Annotated in this window: 21 protein-coding genes; 1 reads left to right on the top strand and 20 read right to left on the bottom strand. The window is 35.2% G+C overall.

Going from position 1 to position 20,035, the window contains the following annotated elements; genetic code table 11:
- Positions 1–92: 92 nt before the first annotated feature.
- Positions 93–911 carry a peptidase MA family metallohydrolase gene (locus HZF24_RS08365; protein ID WP_179237847.1) on the bottom strand — a complete coding sequence of 273 codons (819 nt, stop codon included), beginning with the start codon at positions 909–911 and terminating at the stop codon, positions 93–95.
- 57 nt (positions 912–968) lie between these two features.
- Positions 969–2,453 carry a S41 family peptidase gene (locus tag HZF24_RS08360; protein ID WP_179237846.1) on the bottom strand — a complete coding sequence of 495 codons (1,485 nt, stop codon included), beginning with the start codon at positions 2,451–2,453 and terminating at the stop codon, positions 969–971.
- A gap of 301 nt (positions 2,454–2,754) precedes the next feature.
- Between HZF24_RS08360 and HZF24_RS18955 the strand changes: the two genes are divergently transcribed.
- Positions 2,755–2,844, top strand: a complete 90-nt coding sequence (locus HZF24_RS18955) for a putative holin-like toxin (RefSeq protein WP_246346002.1) — start codon at positions 2,755–2,757, stop codon at positions 2,842–2,844.
- A gap of 211 nt (positions 2,845–3,055) precedes the next feature.
- Here HZF24_RS18955 and HZF24_RS08355 read toward each other — a convergent pair whose 3' ends face one another.
- The 18 genes from HZF24_RS08355 to HZF24_RS08270 all read right to left on the bottom strand — a co-directional run bounded on the left by HZF24_RS08355 (position 3,056) and on the right by HZF24_RS08270 (position 19,853).
- Positions 3,056–3,304, bottom strand: coding sequence for a hypothetical protein (locus HZF24_RS08355; RefSeq protein ID WP_179237845.1), 249 nt, complete (start codon positions 3,302–3,304; stop codon positions 3,056–3,058).
- A gap of 18 nt (positions 3,305–3,322) precedes the next feature.
- Complete coding sequence (locus HZF24_RS08350; RefSeq protein ID WP_179237844.1) at positions 3,323–5,197, bottom strand: aldehyde ferredoxin oxidoreductase family protein; 1,875 nt, start codon at positions 5,195–5,197, stop codon at positions 3,323–3,325.
- A 2-nt stretch (positions 5,198–5,199) separates the two neighbouring features.
- Positions 5,200–5,592, bottom strand: a complete 393-nt coding sequence (locus HZF24_RS08345) for a 4Fe-4S binding protein (protein ID WP_179237843.1) — start codon at positions 5,590–5,592, stop codon at positions 5,200–5,202.
- Positions 5,593–5,624: 32 nt separating this feature from the next.
- Positions 5,625–6,767, bottom strand: coding sequence for an NAD(P)/FAD-dependent oxidoreductase (locus HZF24_RS08340; RefSeq protein WP_179237842.1), 1,143 nt, complete (start codon positions 6,765–6,767; stop codon positions 5,625–5,627).
- Positions 6,760–7,038 (bottom strand): (2Fe-2S)-binding protein, encoded by a 279-nt coding sequence (locus tag HZF24_RS08335; RefSeq protein WP_179237841.1) that lies wholly within the window; start codon positions 7,036–7,038, stop codon positions 6,760–6,762. Before HZF24_RS08335 ends, HZF24_RS08340 begins: the two co-directional genes overlap by 8 nt.
- A gap of 1 nt (position 7,039) precedes the next feature.
- Positions 7,040–7,531, bottom strand: a complete 492-nt coding sequence (locus tag HZF24_RS08330) for a 4Fe-4S ferredoxin (protein WP_179237840.1) — start codon at positions 7,529–7,531, stop codon at positions 7,040–7,042.
- 10 nt (positions 7,532–7,541) lie between these two features.
- A complete protein-coding gene (locus tag HZF24_RS08325) occupies positions 7,542–8,615 on the bottom strand; it encodes an NAD(P)/FAD-dependent oxidoreductase (RefSeq protein WP_179237839.1) in 1,074 nt (357 codons plus the stop codon).
- Positions 8,615–8,923 carry a (2Fe-2S)-binding protein gene (locus tag HZF24_RS08320; RefSeq protein ID WP_179237838.1) on the bottom strand — a complete coding sequence of 103 codons (309 nt, stop codon included), beginning with the start codon at positions 8,921–8,923 and terminating at the stop codon, positions 8,615–8,617. Before HZF24_RS08320 ends, HZF24_RS08325 begins: the two co-directional genes overlap by 1 nt.
- A gap of 117 nt (positions 8,924–9,040) precedes the next feature.
- Positions 9,041–10,537: a sodium/proline symporter gene (locus tag HZF24_RS08315; protein ID WP_179237837.1), complete on the bottom strand. Its 1,497-nt coding sequence runs from the start codon at positions 10,535–10,537 to the stop codon at positions 9,041–9,043.
- Between the two features lie 120 nt (positions 10,538–10,657).
- A complete protein-coding gene (locus HZF24_RS08310) occupies positions 10,658–11,782 on the bottom strand; it encodes a tyramine oxidase subunit B (protein WP_179237836.1) in 1,125 nt (374 codons plus the stop codon).
- Positions 11,783–12,146: 364 nt separating this feature from the next.
- Positions 12,147–13,856 (bottom strand): sigma-54 interaction domain-containing protein, encoded by a 1,710-nt coding sequence (locus HZF24_RS08305; protein ID WP_179237835.1) that lies wholly within the window; start codon positions 13,854–13,856, stop codon positions 12,147–12,149.
- Between the two features lie 29 nt (positions 13,857–13,885).
- A complete protein-coding gene (gene fmt, locus HZF24_RS08300; RefSeq protein ID WP_179237863.1) occupies positions 13,886–14,818 on the bottom strand; it encodes a methionyl-tRNA formyltransferase in 933 nt (310 codons plus the stop codon).
- Positions 14,819–14,824: 6 nt separating this feature from the next.
- Positions 14,825–15,277 carry a peptide deformylase gene (gene def, locus HZF24_RS08295; protein ID WP_179237834.1) on the bottom strand — a complete coding sequence of 151 codons (453 nt, stop codon included), beginning with the start codon at positions 15,275–15,277 and terminating at the stop codon, positions 14,825–14,827.
- 15 nt (positions 15,278–15,292) lie between these two features.
- Positions 15,293–17,704: a primosomal protein N' gene (gene priA, locus HZF24_RS08290; RefSeq protein WP_179237833.1), complete on the bottom strand. Its 2,412-nt coding sequence runs from the start codon at positions 17,702–17,704 to the stop codon at positions 15,293–15,295.
- 85 nt (positions 17,705–17,789) lie between these two features.
- The gene (rpoZ, locus tag HZF24_RS19430; RefSeq protein ID WP_179237832.1) at positions 17,790–18,077 is read right to left on the bottom strand and encodes a DNA-directed RNA polymerase subunit omega; all 288 of its coding nucleotides are present in this window, start codon (positions 18,075–18,077) and stop codon (positions 17,790–17,792) included.
- Position 18,078: 1 nt separating this feature from the next.
- Positions 18,079–18,684, bottom strand: coding sequence for a guanylate kinase (gene gmk / locus HZF24_RS08280; RefSeq protein ID WP_179237831.1), 606 nt, complete (start codon positions 18,682–18,684; stop codon positions 18,079–18,081).
- A 12-nt stretch (positions 18,685–18,696) separates the two neighbouring features.
- Positions 18,697–18,954, bottom strand: a complete 258-nt coding sequence (locus HZF24_RS08275) for a DUF370 domain-containing protein (protein ID WP_179237830.1) — start codon at positions 18,952–18,954, stop codon at positions 18,697–18,699.
- An 11-nt stretch (positions 18,955–18,965) separates the two neighbouring features.
- On the bottom strand, positions 18,966–19,853 hold the full coding sequence (locus tag HZF24_RS08270) for a YicC/YloC family endoribonuclease (protein WP_179237829.1): 888 nt from the start codon (positions 19,851–19,853) through the stop codon (positions 18,966–18,968).
- Between the last annotated feature and the right edge of the window lie 182 nt (positions 19,854–20,035).

Raw genomic sequence — 20,035 nt, 5'->3', positions numbered from 1 at the left:
CGGACAATTATTTATAAAAAACAGCTTGTTTGAGAAAAAAATTAACCGCCCAGGTACAGTTGGACGGTCGTCGTGTATGCTTTAAATTTCTATTAACTTCCCCAGTTTTCTTTCAAATAATTAATCCAGTCATTTTCAAATTCATCTAAGCTTTTTCCTAATATTTCATACATCTTTTTAGGAGTTTCTATCATAGCGACAATTGTTTCATAGCCATATTCTTTTACGAGGTATTCCACCACAGTGTATGAAAAATCATAGCCGTTGACTTTCTCAAAATCTTTACTGTTCATATCCGATAGAGACGGATTTTTACCTGCATCTATCAAATCTTTCATTATTGTCTTGTCAGGTATTTGTTTAGCCGCATAGGTAGCCAATCCATCAGTCATCCATCGGTTTGGATAACGATACGGATAAATATTAAATTGAACTACATGTACAAATTCATGCACTATCACTTTCATTAACGAATCATAAGTATGTTGACTTCCGGGATTCAAAGGCGATACCATATAAATTTCATTTCTCCATGCGACACCGACTAACCAATCACCTGCATTTTGCATCCCAATATTATTATGAAATGATTTAATGTTAGGATAAATTGTAACCTTCACCTTATCTTTTAATGAAACACTTAAATTATTTGTAATAGCATCATAATTTTCATCAAGCGCTTTCGCCAAATCTTCAATGCATTCTTTATCTTTGTCAAAGGAATGAACTGTAAAATTTTCATTTTCAAACTGAAGCTTAATAGAGTCTTTATTTTGAATTTCAGTCTCTTTAATCTTTTCAGACTCATATTTTTCATCATTGTCCGCCGATACATTTTTATTGCAAGCCGTCAATGTTAGAATAAAAACAAGTATTATACCAATTAAATAAAGTTTAGTCCGTCTTGACAAATATTTCCCCTCCTTCTCCTACATTTCCTCATATACATACTATAAATATTACTAGGATTATTTATTGAGTCCATAATATGAAATCAAATTAAGAGTATTCTCCAAGGAATCGGTCCCAACCCATATATCGGGGCGAAATCCGGTTTCTTCCGAAAACACTGTTTCATCATAGTCGAATCTCAATACCGAACCACACTGAATATTAATTTTTGAATTTGGAAGTACAATTTTTACTCCATCATCACTCATCAATGAACCATTACTGTTAGTTCCCACAAAAATAACATTGTCTTTATTCCGCAATGCAGACATAAGCAATTCCCCGGCGGAATATGTATGAGTATCAACAAGTACAAATAGCAGGTTATTGTTTTCGCTTCGCTCAAATGTCATGTTTTCTGATATTTCCCACCGATTAATACCGGTACGGTATATAGCTAAACTGTTTGATGCAGTCGTCTCGTTTCTTTCCGGAAGATCTGCCCTATATCGAATGTGTCCCAAGTAAGAATTTGCTCTGCTATTGCGTACTGCAAATATATTTCCTTTAGAATAATCTGACAATACCGGATCATATATATTCAACCACCTTGTAACATTATATGCGTGTCCTCCTAAGTTTCCTCGCAAATCTAAAATTGATACTTTACTGTTCTTAATTATTTCCGCTGCTCCGTTGAACTGCTCGCATGCAGATTGGTCTATAAATGATCGCATACCAACTACAGGAACATTATTTATTTCTTCGTATGAATAAATTCCTGCTCCGCTTACATCTTTCAATTCCGGCAGTGACAACTCAAAGTTTTCCGTACTGTCCTCAAATGCAACATCCACCATATCTATCTCGTCAATGGATAACACACCAAGCTTATGGACAAGTATTCCCTTACCATTGACTGAAAGCTTCATATATTTTTCTACATCATTACTTCCCTCTACAGAAGAAACATACCGTTTTTTCCCCTTTTGCTCAGTATAATATCCCTTTTCATCTTTAAAAAAGGTTCTTTCTTCATTTGAATAATACTCTGTCTTGCCAAAAACTTGCTTATTATCTACTAAAAAATGACCATCCGTTACAAAGTTGAGATGCTTTCTGAGGGATTCCTGCATAGTACCTACTGTTAAATTTTCCCCTGCAAGTTTACAGTCTGAAATAACCTGTTCCTTTGCTTTTTCAAATGCTTCATCCCCGCCGAAATAATAATATGCAGAGTAACAATTTTTAAAAATACGGAATACAAGTTCAACATCTGTTTCTGCCTGTTCATAGGAAATACTATCTACAGTATTTCCATGTTTATCATAATCAGTAAGGCTATCTAACTCTTTTTCGGTAAATCCGACTTCCCGGAATTCCTGCGGTTTTATCCTAGGTGTATAGTCATTAATATTTATATTCGGTATACGGCTTGTCTCAAGAGCGTGGTTCACGTTTATTCCCTTAACCTTATCATAAAATATTTGCTGCCTTTCAGAGGTGTTATCACATGAACAAAGCATAGATAATCCAATCACAATGCAAAATATTTTCAACATTTTATTACTTGTATACATATTTTCTCCCTAATCTTTATGATATTTATAAGATATAATTTCCTATTAACAAAAAATTTGTGTGTTTTTGAACAACATTACACTTAAATAATACCATATTCTTCATATTTTTGCAATCGATTTCAATAATTAAAAATTACTGCTAAGCTTCGAGTATTGCATATAAAATGCTTTTTTAAAGTGTTTAAAATATATTGAATTAAATGTAATATTATGGTATAACTTGTCAAAGGAATTGCCATGACGGATAGGCGGTTGGCTCCCTGAAAAGGGAGGTGATAATTTGGTTACTTATGAAGCTTTGATATGTATGTTTGCATTCGGAGCGTTGATAGTATCAGTTATTGCCTTGTCTAAAGACAAGCTGAAATAGATTTTTATACATAAGAGGGATTTCGGAGTATAAAAAATCAACCGCCAAGTTTTTCCCGAACGATGCGGTTGATTTTTACCGATAATCAAGGGAGTTAACCGTTTATTCGGCAGTTACTTTTATTTAAAACAATTATATTGCAACTGATGAATATTGTCAAGTAATCTGCCATATTTTTACTCTTACAAATGATGAGATCCCCGGTAATTGCTTATCCCCCTGCTAAGGGACCTATCAGGGTAATTGTTTCATCATTCTCAATTGAATAATCTAAAGACTGACATCTTTGGTTTTTTATGATTATCATTGGTACCATTAATGGGTTAATACCTGCTTTTATTAGTATCTCTCGCAAGGTAGATGGTTTTTCTAAATTCAGCACCATAATTTCTTGTAATGGTTTTTCTGTTTCTTTATAAATTGATAATAAGCTTTCAGATAGCTTTAAAGTAACTTTCATAGCATAATCCTCAATTTTTTAAGCTAATCCAAAATTTATCAAGGTTTCTTCGGTTGGATAACCATTATTATCCCAACCTCTTGCAGAATAATATTCGTCAAGCATTTGCTCTATAACGTCTAATGCTATAAAATGTCCTTTGTTAGGTCCGTCAGGTATTGGCTCTTCATAAAATCTTGCAGGCGGATAATCATATTTTCTGCCAAAATCGCTGATTTCTCTAAAATTATACATTCTGTTTAAGGTCCATATTTTTTCGGATAATTTTAATAACTCGTCCCATTTTATTTTTTTCCCTGTAATTGTATAGAATAAATCCTCATAATAATCTGTTTCAAGACCTATCTCCATATATTGCAATCTGCACGTTCCTAATATATCAAATGCTGGACGGGTATGCTGGCTTTTTAAAACTATCGGTACTACATGCTCGTGCTTTGCCTTTGATAATGTAGTTGTATTTTGTTCTGATGTGATTAAATCAGTTACATTGCCTGCATCAGCGGATCCTGCCACATCATTACCTAAAACCCAGCAGCGACCATGATGTGCTCCTATATCAGCAGTCATATACCCAAGCATCATACCTGGTGCATTTCTGCTTTCATAACCGGTCCATTCTAACCCCTTAACATGTATTGCAAATTTGTCACTATCGTTGCCGACTACCTCTGCAGCGGCCTTAACTCCATCTGCTAAAGCATTCCCAATGCCTTTTCTTTCTGTTATTATTTTTAGTATATGTACTATGGATTCCAAATCTCCGAATTTTACATCCATTCCCATATCTTCTTTTGAAATTAAACCCTTTTCATAACATTCAAGTGCAAAGCTTACAACAGCACCGCCTGAACAAGTATCTAATCCTAATTCATCACAAATATAATTTAAATATGCAATTTCATGTATATCCTTAACTTCACAGTTGCTTCCAAGAAGGGATAATGTTTCGTACTCGGGACCTTCCACATATGCATTACCTAATTTAGTTTTAGCAAAGCCGTATTTGCCGCATGGTATAGGACATGCGAAGCAACCTTTGTCAGTTATCTTTAATTCTTTTAATATTGCCTGACCATTTATTTTATCGGCATAATCACAATATGAAGTTTTAAAATTCCTTGTGGGCAAAGCACCTACATTATTGCACCAATCTGTTATACCGGCGGTTCCCTGCGGAGTCCATGCCGTAAACCCGGGTTTTGCTCTGCATGCAGCGTATGTTTCTTTACCCTTTTGTAAAAGTCCTGCCGGATCAAATACAGGGATGCTTTTCGTTCCCTTTACTGCTATTGCTTTAATATTCTTGGAGCCAAGAACAGCTCCTATTCCTATTCTTCCTGCCTGCCTTCCAAAATCATGGGATATACATGCAAATTTAACAAGATTTTCACCTGCCGGTCCTATTGTCAAAATTTGAAAGTCTTCTCCAAGCTCTTTTTTTAATTCTTCTTCTACTTGTGTAGAGCCCTTGCCCCAATATTGTTGTGCAGGTCGTATTTCTACATTATCATCTTCTATAAAGATATAGCTTTGTTGTTTTGCCTTACCTTTTAAAATCATAACGTCATATCCCGCATATTTCATATTAACTCCGAAATGTCCGCCCATGTTGCTGTCACCATATCCTCCGGTAGCCGGGGATTTAGTACAAAAATGGGTCTTTCCGCTTGCAGGTAAAAGATGTCCGCTCAATGGACCCATCGCTATTATGAAAATATTATCTCCTTCATAAGGATCCACCTCAGGAGGATTTTCGTCAAACAATATTTTTGCGGTAAAACCTCTTCCGCCTATATATCCATCAACCCATTCTTGTTTCAGAGGCTCTTTAACTATCTTTTCATCAGTTAAATCAATCCTTAAAGTAGTACCCGCATATCCGTATATCATATTTATGCTCCTTTCTGTTCGAATATCAAAGCATCTCTTGGGCATATTTCCACACATTGCCTGCAATTATTACATTTATATGGAGTATTATCTTCTTTATTTACTTTCATTACATTTGTTGGACATGCGTCAACACATATTAAGCACTCGATACATATATCATAATCTATAATGTATGTACCATCTTTGAACTTTATGGCTTCTGCGGGACATGCTTCAGCACATTCACCACACTGATTACAAACATCAACATGGTATTTTCCCGGTGCCGGAAACCTGCCATGAACATTCAGCATGGCTTTTGATGGATTTATTTCTTTAAAATTATGTAAAGTACATACCAACTGACAAGCTTTGCATCCCGAACAAGTTTCGTTTTCAAACCTTAAAGTCATAACAATAACTCAACTCCTATCTATTTTATGAATTAAACTACACCTGTTTCTACAATTAATTCGCCTTTAGCAAATCTTTCAATGCTTAATGAATCAATCGGCAATGAAGTTGCTTCTCCCGCCATTTTTTCAGCTATTAGTTTTCCTATCATCGGTGATAGCATAAATCCTTTACCGCATCCCAATGCCATAAAATAATTATCCATTTCTGGTACAGAACCTAAAATTGGCTGACCATCAGGAGATATTTCATAATGACCCGCCCATTGTCTTACAAATCTTACATCCTTTAAGACAGGAAGCTGAAAAACAGCCTTTTTGGCCATTTGCTCCAAGAAACTCCAGTCATGATTAAAATTAATTTTTTTTGGCTCGTCAGGATTTCCATAACCCATTATGAACCCGCCGTGCGGAACCTGCTGTATATATGAATCGTGAGCAAACGACATAACCAATGGACCCATCATATCTTCTAATGGCTCAGTAATTAAAATCTGATGTCTTTCCGGCTCAACCGGGTGTGATAGGCCTATCATTTTACCGATTTCTTTACACCATGCACCAGCCGCATTTACTACTGCGTCTGTTAAAATTTCTCCTTCCTCCGTAACAATCGAGGTTATTTTCCTGTCTTTATATTTAATATCTGTTACCGAATTATATCTGCTTATTTCCACCCCTAAATCCTGTGCCCCTTTTGCAAATGCAAATGTTACTTTAAATGGATTTATATGACCATCCTCCTGACAAAAAAATGCGGCATCCATTCCTTCGGTATTAACATAAGGCACTATTTCCTTTGCTTCTTTCGGAGTAATCATATGAGAATTTATACCTAATTTATGCTGAACCGCAAGATTCTTTCTTAATCTTTCCGTTTGCGACGGATCATATGTAGTTAATAAATACCCGCTTTGTCTGAATTCTACATCACCAAAACCTGTTTCTTCTCCTAATGTTTTAAAAATTTCCGCACTTCCTCTGGAAATAAGACAATTCATTTCTGTTCCCCACATTTGTCTTATTCCTGCACCGCACCTTCCGGTCGAACCACTTGATAAATATTTTCTTTCCAGTAAAACAATATTTTTAAATCCTTTTTTAGCTAAGTTATAGGCAACTGAACAACCTATAGACCCACCGCCTATAACAACAACATCTGCCTTTTTACGCATTTTTATTACCTCCTGCAATTTCTCCGAGCTTAACTGGTTTTACCGGAGCCCTATAAGTAGGCATATCTATTTCCGACATATCTTTATTCAGGTAATTTGCAATTTCTTTAGCTATTAAATCTCTGCATGTTTTTCCCTGACAAGGTCCCATAGTACCACGAGAAAGTCTCTTAATTTCTTCCATGGACGTAATTCCGGAATCCAAAAGATCATGTAATTCTTTCAACGTAAAGTTTTCACAACGACATAAATATATATTTTTTTCGTCCATATTATTTCTCCTCCAATCCTATGTTTCTGACATCGAGAAATATTTCTTTAGGAACTGAAATAGTAATTATATTGGTATGGTCAAGCTTTTTATTATCTTGTACCTTTAGAACCTTGGCCTTACCGACAACTCTTCCCTCCCGGTCTAAAGCATCTACGATGCTATTTACTTCAGGTAAAGGTAAAAATTCATAAGGCAATTTTATCAAAACTTCGTTATCTGAATATGTTTCATCAATTACGAAACAAGCAAGTCCCGGACAAATGCTTACACATAAAGCACAGCCCGTACAATTCTCACAATCTACTTCCGGAATATTATTTATATTTTCAAAGTCTTTAACCGCATTTGATTTACATACGGTTGAGCAAGGATTGCATGGAATTTCCTGAAAACATTCAAATATTGCATATGGTCCCTTTTCTCTTATTTCTTTTGACGGCAGTTTTTCCTCCACCATATTTTTAGTTGCTACACCGGTTTTTTTAAACATAATGCACCTCCTAACAGCCCAGTTTTTGTATACCAGATCTTATTTTTTCACCTACTGCACCCGATCTTAAACTATCAAGATCACTTATAAAGCTTTTTTTCAGTTCAGAAATATTTTTTCCGTATCCCAAAGATTCTGCGGCTGAAAGACCTGCTATTGTTCCTTCAACCATGGCACTGCTTGCCTCTTCTACTTCTGCCGTATCCCCTGCAACATAAATACCATTAACGGTAGTCTGAAGATTTCCGTCCCGCATTGGAACGTATCCTCCAAGACCTGGAACATACTTCACTTCGCAGCCGGTATGTCTTAACAGTTCACTTTGAGGAGATAATCCTACTGCAAGGCATATTACATCCACATCTAATTCCTTTTCCGTTCCCGAAACAGGCTGCCACTTTTCATCTAATTCGCAGATAACTGCACCCTCAACAGATTCCTTTCCTAATGCTCTTTTTATTGTATGAGAAGTAAGTATAGGCACACCTAAACGTTTTACTTTAGAAGCGTGAACTAAGTATCCTCCTATATTTGGAGATGCATCTATAATAGCTTCCACCTTTACACCGGCTTGCATTAATTGATAAGATACAATAAGACCTATATTTCCGGCACCAATCATTAATACTTTATTTCCCGGTACTATACCGTGTTCATTCATTAGAGTCTGAACTGCTCCTGCACCATATACTCCGGGTAAATCATTATTTTCAAACAAAAGCATTTTTTCTGAAGCACCTGTAGCAATTATAGTTTTTTCGCTTGTAATTCTTTTGTAATTTTTCCCTTCTTCATAAGTGATGACACCATCATTGTAGATAGCAAGTATCGTTGTATCAGTTTTTACGTCTATTAACTTATTTTTTTCTACTTCATCACATAAAATTTTAGCAATATCTATTCCTCTGATACCTGCATATTCTTTTTCGGAACCAAAAAATCTATGTGTTTGTTTAACTAATTGACCGCCTAATTTTTTTCCTCTGTCAAATAAAGTCACTCTTGCACCCTGACCTGCAGCAGCTATTGCCGCACACATTCCGGCCGGCCCGCCGCCTATTATTGCTATCTCTGTATGTAACATTATGCTTCACCACCTTTTAATTTTCCTTTTCCTTCTTGCATTTTAATAACCATTCCTTCTCTTAACTCTTCAACGCAAACTCTTACATTTGGTTCTCCATCAACTTCCATCAAACAGGAAGAACAGTTTCCAATTGCACAAAAGAAACCTCTTGGGCGGTGATCATGTCTTAAAACCCTTACGCCATTGACATGCAAAGCAGCAGCTATGGGCTCACCTTCATATCCTTTATAGGTTTTTCCTTCGAAGGTAAACTCCACCTCTTTTTTTACAATACTGGTTAGTACCGGATGTTGTTTTATTCGCATTTTGCCCTCCTAATAATCTTATAGTACTTACATAAAGTCCGAAAGTCTTTAAATAACTACAATTTTAGGTTCAGTGTTTTGCACTTAATCCTAAAATTGTAATTAATTTTGTTACACTTAGTTTGCAGTAATTTCCACAGCATCATGTCCGTCTGTTTTGTACGTCAGCTTCGTTGCAACATAAGCTGCGATCAAAGCAGGGATTACACCCACAAGACGTGAATTCAAGTATGCGTTCATAGGTGAAATCTGCCATAAAACAGTACCAAGGAAGCCTACAACCATAGTCCATACAGCTGCCTTACCTGTGTACTTATCCCAAAACAGGGTGCAGCAAGTAACAACGGCGAAAGGATTTCCCATGCCTGCCCAAGCAAATGATACTATATTGTGAATCATGTTTGATGGTATAATAAACGGCAGAACGGTAGCTGCAAGACCAACCACAACCGTAACACATCTGGAGATGAAAAGCTCCTTCTTCGGTTCAATGGATTTGCCTTTCAGAATTGCCGGCTTCAAAATATTTTCACAAAACTCAGAAGATGTTACGATTAACATGGAGTCTGCCGTTGAAATCATAGCTGCTATGGCTCCCGTTACACAAAGCGCAGCCAGGAAAGGAGGCAGAACCGTTAAGCAAACAGTGGGCATAATCAATTCAGCGTCACTGAAAGCACCGGGTCCAAATATTGCAAGACCCACCAGACCGATAAGGACTGCACCTGTGTAGCCTACAACAGTCCAGATACAAGCAATGTTTCTGCCAATCTTATACTGCTTATCATCTCTGATAGACATGAAACGAACCGTAAGATGCGGTAACCCTCCAAGGTAAGCAACAATCCAGGCAAATTCGCTGGCTATGGCCATACCTGCCAAAATGCCCTTAAGTCCATAGGACCAGTTGCTATAAGTGGGACCGGATATTTTCAGGGCTTCCACTATCGAATGAGCATAAACAGTTCCTGCCGGAGCATTTGCTATGTAAATAATTCCGATTACCGGTACTATAACTAATGTAAATATCATGATAATTGATTGAATACAGTCTGTATAAACAACGCTCTGAAAGCCACCCCATACGGTGTAGGGTACAATTATAGCCATCGTAAGCAGAATACCGGTAGTTGGATTCAAGCCAAAAAGTGCATTAAGAGTTTTACCCCCGCCAATAATCTGCGCCTCAACATAAAACGCGAACATAAAAATTATAATAAAGCTTCCCACAAGACGTACCACAGTCGCAGCCTTGCTCTTATTGTGCCTTTTTGCAATCCAGTCCACATATGTCTGAGCATCGTAGCGTTCCGCTTCCTTTCGCATCCTCTTAGCTATTGCAGTCCAAGCAATAATGTTTCCCAGAGCTAAGCCGAGAGCTGTCCAGATGGTCACTAATCCGGCCGAATAAGCAAAACCCGGAAAGCCCACAAGACACCATGCCGATTCAGCTGTTGCTCTTTCTGAAAGGGCTGCTGCCCATCCGGGTATGTTACGACCGCCCATGTTGTAGTCAGCGGAAGACTTCGCCTTTGAACCCTGATAAAGTCCGACGCCCATTAGAAAAACTAAATAACCTATAAGCACTATTAGCCTTAATGTTGTATCTTGCATTATTTTCACTCCTTATATAAGATAGTTATAATCAATTTACAATTTGTTACTGTAACCATTATTAATTCGTTAATTTTCGCCTCTTCTTCCGGTAGTAAAACGTTAACCTTTTATAAAGTTTTACCTCCAATATGCCTCTTCCCAAAGAACCAATTCTTGCCCTATTCCCATTTTAACCGCATTATCAAAAAGAACACGACCCCATGCAGCATCTTCTACAGGCATTCCTCCTACTATTAATATAAATCTTTCATCTTCATTTGTTCTGCCCTGTTCTGTTCCATAAGCTATTTTACTTAGATCACAAATATCTGACAGATTTATTTTACCTTCATCACATAAACGGAATACCCCTGCACCTGGGAAACCAAGACGCTTGGAAGCATGTTCCTCCGGAATTGCTTCCTCTTCCTCTTTCCAGGATTTATGCATCTGTGTTTCATCAAATACTATACGGGAAGAGGTAAATAAATCATCAGGGATATCAGCAGTACCTTGTGTAGCAATAAAAGCATTTGGCTTAACCCATTCTTTTTTAAGTATTGGTTTGCTTTTCCCGGCTGTTGCAATAGTTATTACGTCGGCTGCTCTGACTGCTTCTTCCATTGAATCAGCAACTTCAAATTGAAATCCCAGTTTTTCGCTCATTTCTTCACAAAAATCTTTTGATTTTTCGGTAAATAAATCATAAACCAAAGCTTTTTCCAGTTGAGGAAGGGCGGCTTTCATACAGGTTATAGTAGCCTTGCTTATAACGCCGGCACCTATACAGGCAGCAATTTTTGCATTTTTACTTGCAAGATATTTTGCACCGACTGCCGGAACAGCACCTGTTCTCATTGCACTCAGAAGATTAGCTGACATAATTGTTAAGGGCTCACCTGTTTCTACATCATTTAAAACAACAATCAGGACTGATCTTGGAAGACCGTGCTTGCTATTTTCAATATTAGAACCATACCATTTTTCTGCACAAACATTGAATTTACCACCAAGATAGGCTATCATAGCCATAAAACGACGATCGGGACCGGCAACGGGCATATTAGGAAACAGCTTTTCCGGTGGGAAATATATACGTTGTCCATGTTCATTTCCACTTAAGCCTCCCATAATATAATCGCCTTCCCCTACAACCTTAAACATGTCATCGATAGCCTGAACACATTGTTTACCGTCAAGCACTCCTGCTTTAATCATGTCCGGTTCTGACAAATAAAGAAAAGTTGTTCTTTTGCCTTTCATACTATATCCTCCAAAATAATTTTATTTTTCGTATCATTTTACGAAGTTGCTATAAGTTATAATTAGCAAAATCTATACCAACTGCTATTAAAAATAAAATTATATATTGGAAACGTTCGTTTTACGTTTAAAAATTAAGCTTTGTTTTTTTTAATATATATTTTTATAATAAAAAAAACTAATTCAAAGCATTAAAGAATTAATTTTTCATCTCAATTTGACACATGTTCACAAAGTGTTCTTGCTGTATTTATCAAAAAACTAATGATATCGTTAACATCTCAACTTGATACCAACATGTCAAGTTGAGATGTTATAGATTTTTAATTTTCCTATAAACAGTAGCTCTGCTTATACCTAATTTTTATGCTGCTAAAAGCCGGCCGTTCTCATCCCATCCGTATTTATTCAGGGCTTCCTTAATATGATAATTTTCAATTTCCTTCAATGTTTGTTCCTTAATTTCCTGAGGTTCACTAAACTCTCTGATAGTTAACGGAATATTGTTAATAGTTATATATTCGCCCTCTTCAAGATTTATCGCAAATTCTATGGCATTTTTTAATTCTCTTACATTACCGGGCCATGGATAATTTAATAAAAGCGTATCTAACTCTTTTTCAATACCTTTAATATTTCTTCCCATTACTTTTGAAAATTTATCGATAAAATAATTTGTAAGTAAAATGATGTCTTCCCTTCTTTCTCTAAGCGGCGGGATAACGATTGGAATAACGTTCAATCTATGATATAAATCTGCACGAAATTCCCCCTTTTTTATTGCATTCTCAAGATTTGCATTTGTTGCCGAAATAATTCTTACATCGATAGGCAATGTTTCATTTGACCCTACTCTGATAACTTCTTTTTCTTGTAACACTCTAAGTAATTTTGGCTGCATATGTATAGGTAATGCTTCAATTTCATCAAGGAATAAAGTACCGCCATTTGCTATCTCAAATTTTCCGGGCTTACCAAGCTTATTAGCTCCGGTAAATGCTCCTTTTTCATACCCGAATAACTCACTTTCTATTAAAGTATCGGGAATAGCACTACAATTTATAGTAACAAAGGGCTTGTCTCTCCTTAAGCTGTGATAATGAATGGCTCTTGCAAAAACCTCTTTTCCTGTACCTGTTTCTCCTATTAACATTACTGTGGAATTGCTTTTTGCTATTCTTAACGTCATTTTTTTAACATTGCTCATAGCTGCACTGTGCCCAATGATATCATCTGTGCTTATAGGTATATCTCCGCTGACAAGCGTATAAGCACTGCTTTTGGCATTATTATAATTTTCAAACGAAAGAACTATTCCCTCCAGTTCATTATTAAAAAATACTTTTCTTATATTAACTATATACTTATCATGCTTTGAATTTATTAAATTGCATATTTCCTGCTTTTTAAGATTTTTTTCTCTGGAATTTAAAATTTTTTCATACTCAAGAGCAGGAAATATATTTTTTAATTTAATACCCAAGATATTTTCTTTACTGAACAGTTTAAGTTTTTCTATGCCTACCTGATTTATGTGTGTTATTCTTCCTTCATTATCAGTTGCTATAATACCGCTGTCTATTGAATTAATAACTTGATTAAGCTTATCTTTCATAATAAGGGTATCTTTAAGCATCCTATTTTCCATTACCTTACTAAAAATAAGATTTGCCATTATGTCAACAAAGGATAGGTTTGCATTTAAATTGTTTTTTAATATTTCATATTGCTCATCATTAAATGCTGTTAATGAAATTACACCAACAACCTCATCCTTTCCTTTTATAGGAGCATAAACAACCATCTTATATATACAATCGCCATGCCATTCACAACCTTCGCAAAGCTCATTTTCTCCCGGTAATTCTATAATAAACTTTTCTCCGGTATTAATTGATCTTTTATAGTTAAAACCGGATGTAAACAATTTTTTTCCTTTCATATACTCAAGTTTTCCTACAACTGCTACCCTTATGAGTTCTGTATCAACAATTTCCACGTCAATTTTTAAAGCTGATGCGATAGCTTTAGCAATTTCATTAACATCCTTTTCTGATTCCATTAGTGCTGTCAACGTTTTCACTCCCCTCATATCTTGTATATTTATGGTAAGATAATATGTTCCGGAAATTTGTTTCCTCTCAGATATGCTTCCACCGTCATTTTGTTTTTGCCTGGCATTTGAATTTCTTTGAGTATTACTGTTCCTTTTTTGGCTTTGACAAAGATACCCTCATCGTTTGCTTTTATTACGCAGCCTGTTTCATAATCAGGATTGTCGTTTGTATGGGATGCTTTAAACACCTTAATAGTTTTATCATCCATGGTAAAGTATGCTGTTGGCCATGGTGACAGTCCTCTGACTAAATCATGGATATTTTTTGCTGTTAAGCTCCAATTTATTTTACGATTTTCGTTATTAAACATCGGTGCATAGCTTGAAAGTGAATCATCCTGTTTTTGCGGAACTATTTTGTTTTTTTCCAGCTTATTTAATGTTTCAATCAGTAAGTCTGCACCTTTGTGCATCAAAATATCATGAAGCTCTCCTACAGTCATATTTTCAGCAATTTCTATTTCGGATTTTAAAAGCATATCACCGGTGTCTAAACCAACGTCCATTTGCATGGTTGTAACCCCGGTCATCGTTTCACCGTTTATTATTGCCCAGTTTAACGGAGCTGCTCCCCTAAGTTCAGGCAAAAGTGAAGCGTGAACATTGATGCAGCCGTATTTAGGCATCGTTAAAATCTCCTTGTTCAATATTTGTCCGTAAGCAACTACAACAATTACGTCAGGAGCATATGATTTCAATATATCTATGTTTTCTTGTTTTTTTATTTTATCAGGCTGGAAAACAGACAATCCTAACTCCTCAGCTGCTTCTTTTACCTCTGATTTCTTGAGCTTTTTTCCTCTTCCTGACGGTTTATCGGGCTGTGTAACCACAAGCTTTATTTCATATCCGTTTTCATAAAGCTTTTTCAAGGTAGGTACAGCAAATCCAGGTGTTCCCATAAATATAACGTTCATAATTCCACCTTAATTACTTTTTATTATTTTGTCTGTAAACAATATTCCGTTTAAATGATCTACCTCATGGCAGATTGCTCTTGCCAGTAACCCTTCAGCCTCGATGGTTACCAAGTTTCCTTCTACATCTGTGTATTCAGCGGTAACCTTTATCGGTCTCGAAACCATTCCCTTTGTTTCGGGCACACTCAAGCATCCCTCCTGTGCAGTTTGCTCTTCGTCAGATATACTTAATACCCTTGGATTAATCATTTTATATATGTTTCCGTCTTCCACATCTATTACTACGGCACGTTTTAATATTCCCACCTGCGGCGCTGCCAAGCCAACTCCATCATTTTCATACATTGTATCAACCATATCATCAAGAAGCATCAGAATTCTATCATCTATAGAACTGATTTCCTTGCTTTTTTTCCTCAATATTTCATCTCCGTCATATCTTAAATTTCTTAAAGCCATAATTCCTCCTTGTATCTAAACCGTATCGGTATTAATATTTATACTTACTTTTATATATTCTATGTCTTTGTCCATGTATACACTTCTCAATATTTTTTTTAACTCAGCCATTTTACTTCGTGATGCCTTTATAAATAAGTTGATTCTGTATTCGTCATTAATCTTGTAAATCGAATGTGGTATAGGTCTATATAATAATAAACTTCTTTCCTTAACCATATCTTTAACGGCTTCTTTTATTTCTTCATACTTTTCATTTGCCGTCTTTATAACTAAATCCTCATTTTTTGATATGAGGCATATATTTATTATATTAATAAATGGCGGAAATGCAAATTCTTTTCTTAATTTCAGCTCTTCATTTATAAATAATTCATAATTGTTGTTCTTAGCTGCATTTATTATAAAATTGTTGGGCTCATAGGTCTGAATAAATACATTTCCCGTCTTGCTGCCTCTTCCTGCTCTGCCGCTTACCTGAGTTATAAGCTGAAATGTCTTTTCGCTGGCATTGTAAAAGGGCAGATTTAAAATTGCATCAGCTACCAACACTCCAACCGTAGTAACATTGGGAAAGTCAAATCCCTTGGCAAGCATCTGAGTTCCGATTAATATATCGATGCTTCCATTTTTGAAGCGTCTGTATATATTTTCATAACAGTCCCTGTCTGTCATTGAATCAACATCCATACGTTCTGTTACTGCATTGGGAAACAGTTGCTTCACCAATCTTTCCACATGCTGAGTTCCTGCGCTGAACTGCTCAATTTTTTTACTTCCGCATTTAGGACACTCGTACATCATTCGTTTCGTCCTGCCGCAATAATGGCATTTAAGCATATTGCCTTTGATGTGGTAGGTCATAGACACGTCGCAACGGTCGCATTTAACTACATGACCGCATTTTTTGCATGTTACAAATCCTGAATAACCTCTTTTATTTAAAAATAAAATTGCCTGCTCTTTATTAAATAAAGTTTTTTTCATGCTTTCATACAGCTCTTCGCTTATGAGAGTGTTATTTCCTTTATCTAATTCGCTGCTCATATCTATTATTTTCATATCAGGCATTTGATTATTCACTCTGTTTTTTAACTCTATTATTTCAATCTGACCCTTCTGAGCCATATAGTACGTATTTATAGATGGCGTTGCAGAGCCGAGTACCACCTTGCTGTTTAAATTATGAGCCATTTTTATAGCAACTTCAATTGTATTATATTTGGGAGAGGTTGAAGAAATATAGCTGTCTTCATGCTCCTCGTCTATAATTATAGCGCCTAAATCCTTGATGGGTGAAAAAACAGCAGAACGTGCTCCGATTACAACATCTACTTCCTTGTTATGCACCTTTGTCCATTGTATAAGCTTTTCTTTCTTGCTTAATTTCGAATGAAACACCGCTATTTTATTGCCGAATCTTTTTTCAAATCTGTCTATGGTTTGGGCAGTCAGGGATATTTCAGGAACAAGCATGATGGATTGTTTATTTTCATTGATATAATGTTCTATTATATTCATATAAACTTCGGTTTTTCCGCTGCCTGTCACACCATGGAGCAAAAATACTTTATTGTCGGATGAAATTATACTTTCGCATGCGTTTTTTTGCTCTTCATTTAGTTTTAATTCATTTTTTATAACATTCTTTTCTTCAATTTGGTACAGAATATATTCTTCTTTTAATATATCTTTTTTTATTAAGTTATTGATTACTGACGGTGATATACCTAAATCCTCAGACAGCTTCTTTATATTTACCAATTTATTCTCTTTCAAATAATTTATAACATTAACTTGATTTTTAGTTTTATTTATATCATATTCATTAATATTTTTGTCCTCAATTAATGAAACATATTTTTCATAAGCTTCCTTTCCTTTTAACTTGTCCTTACTTATTATTTCAATTGCATCTTTATCCTTCAGATTATCTATAACTGTAAATATATCATTATAGGTATAGTGCTTTTTTAAATTTTTTAATTCCAGAGGATTATCTTTGATGAAATTATACAGTTCTTTTTCTTTGTCGCTCAATGAAATATTGTTAATTTCTTTAGCTTTAACAACTATGTTGTGCTCATATTTAATAGCTGCGGGAATCAGCAGACGAATAGCATCAGAATATTTGCATATATATCTTTCTCTTATCCAAAAGATAAGTTTTATCATTTCTTCGCTGACAACAGGAACATCATCAAGTACGTCAATGATTGTCTTAATTTTATGCTCGGGAATCTGGCATGAGCAATCAATTGATACAATCAATGCATCAATCATGTGTTTGTTATTACCGAAGTTTACCTTCACTCTTTTACCAATTTCCACAGCATCTGCTAAAGCATCCGGAACACCGTAAGTAAAAAGCTGATCGATGCTTTTAGAATTATTGTTTAGTATTAATTGCACAAATTTTTTATACATGTCTGCCTCTCAGCTATAGTATAAAGCTATAGTGTAAAATTAAATAATCAGTCGTAGACTGATTATTGTTACTTCATAATTTTAATTATTCTTCGCCAATATTATCTTTTTCTTCGTCAGAAGCAGCTTCCTCTACTGATTCATTTGCTGCATTTTCTTCAAGAGCTTTTTTATATTTGTCATAATCATAAATCGGCTCGTATTTATATTCGTGAAATTCTTCAATTGCAATTCCAACCGGTTTAATTGTATTAGTTTTTACCATTACCTCTGAGCCGTCAATTATTTGTCTTGCTCTTTTAGATATAATTGTTACCAACGAATATCTACTATCCACCATATCTATTAATTCATCAATCGAAATTCTCTTCATACTATACCTCTCTGATTTTGTTGATTATTGCTTTTTTTCTGATAGCTCTGTTTTTTTCGGATTTAATTATACATATTATTTTTTCTACTGCAGATTCAACTTCATCATTTAATACTACATAATCATACTCAAAAGCATAATTAAGTTCTTCATAAACACTCTTCATTCTTTCAAGAATTACTTCCTTAGAATCCGTTCCGCGTCCTTCAATTCTGTTTTTAAGTTCTGTAATGGAAGGCGGCAATATAAAAATGAAAACTCCTCTTGGATAATTCTTTTTAACCTGCAAAGCTCCCTGAATATCAATTTCAAGTATTATATCATTTCCTGCTTCAAGCTGTTTAAATACTTCCTTTTTCGGAGTTCCATAGAAGTTTCCATAAACTTTAGCATATTCAAGGAATTCATCATTATTAATTCTATTTATAAAGTCCTCTTCATCAATAAAGAAATAACTTTCGCCTTCGATTTCTCCCCATCTTGGCTGACGAGTAGTGGCGGAAACAGAAACCTTCAAATCCTTCATTACTTCCCTGAGCCGTTTACATATCGTGCCTTTACCTGCTCCCGAAGGACCTGATATAACCACCAATAATCCGTTGTCCATCCTTACACCTCATTACTTTATATTGTGGTTGTTGTGTTCAAATCTTTGTGCCATGGTATCCGGCTGTATTGCGGATAAAATTACATACTCACAATCTGTAATTATTACTGCTCTTGTTTTTCTTCCATACGTAGCATCAATAAGCTTTCCTTTTTCACGGGTTTCTTGTATTACACGCTTAATAGGTGCTGATTCGGGACTTACAATTGCTATAATTCTGTTAGACAGCGCTATGTTTCCAAACCCTATGTTAATAGTATTGTTTGCCATTAATATATCTCCTACTCTATATTTTGTATTTGTTCTCTGATTTTCTCCAATAGGTTTTTAATTTCTATTACCATTTGTATTATATCAAGATTTCCGATTTTAGACCCGATTGTATTTATTTCCCTGTTCAGCTCTTGTATAATAAAATCTAACTTTCTGCCTACCTGACCACCTTCTGCCAAGACATTATTCAATTGCTTCATATGTGATTTGAATCTTACGATTTCTTCATTAATGTCACTTTTATCAGCATAAAAAACTATTTCGTTGTATAATCTGTTCTCATCCAGCTCATGTGAACTTCCCAAAAGCTCTTTAATTCTTAATTCAAATTTATTTTTATAATCAGATACAATTGTTTCGGAATTTTTTTCTATATCAGATATTGATACAAGAATTTTATCCATGCTTGATTTTATATCTTTTTCAAGCTGACTGCCTTCTGCCAGTCTCATCTGCAGCAAGCTTTTAACTGCATTTTGAATAGCGGATTCCACACAGATGCGAAGTTCATCCTCATCATCCGCATCTTCCTTTGCTACAAGTACATCCTGAAATTTAATAATTGTATCTAATGAAACATTACTTGAAATGTTTAAATCCTTTTTAACTTCGTCAATGGCATCTTTGTATTGCTTTGCCAAGCATAGATTAGGAACAATGACAGTATCAGACTCGTTTAAATAGTCTATATTGATATATACATCTATTCTACCCCTTTGTACGCTGTTTTTCAAGATTTTTCTTATATTATCTTCAAAAAAGCGCAAATGTCTCGGAGTTTTTATATTTATATCACAATATCTGTTATTAATTGTCTTTATTTCAGCCGTTATTATTCTTTTTCCGTCATTATGTTCACCCTTGCCGTAACCGGTCATACTAAATATATTCGCCATTTCATACTCCTGTTATTGATGTTACTATATTATTATCTTATTATAACACTAAAATCAAATTAGTAAATAGAAATATTGAGAACAGTAGGAGAACAATAGCACAACAATAGGTAATGATAGGTGAACGATAGAAAAAATATTTCATGACATTAATTGTTTTTTGAGTTACAATATTAATTATA

Source organism: Sedimentibacter hydroxybenzoicus DSM 7310 (assembly GCF_013403245.1).
Classification (GTDB): Bacteria; Bacillota; Clostridia; order Tissierellales; family Sedimentibacteraceae; genus Sedimentibacter; species Sedimentibacter hydroxybenzoicus.
This window is presented reverse-complemented; position numbering and strand designations above follow the sequence as displayed.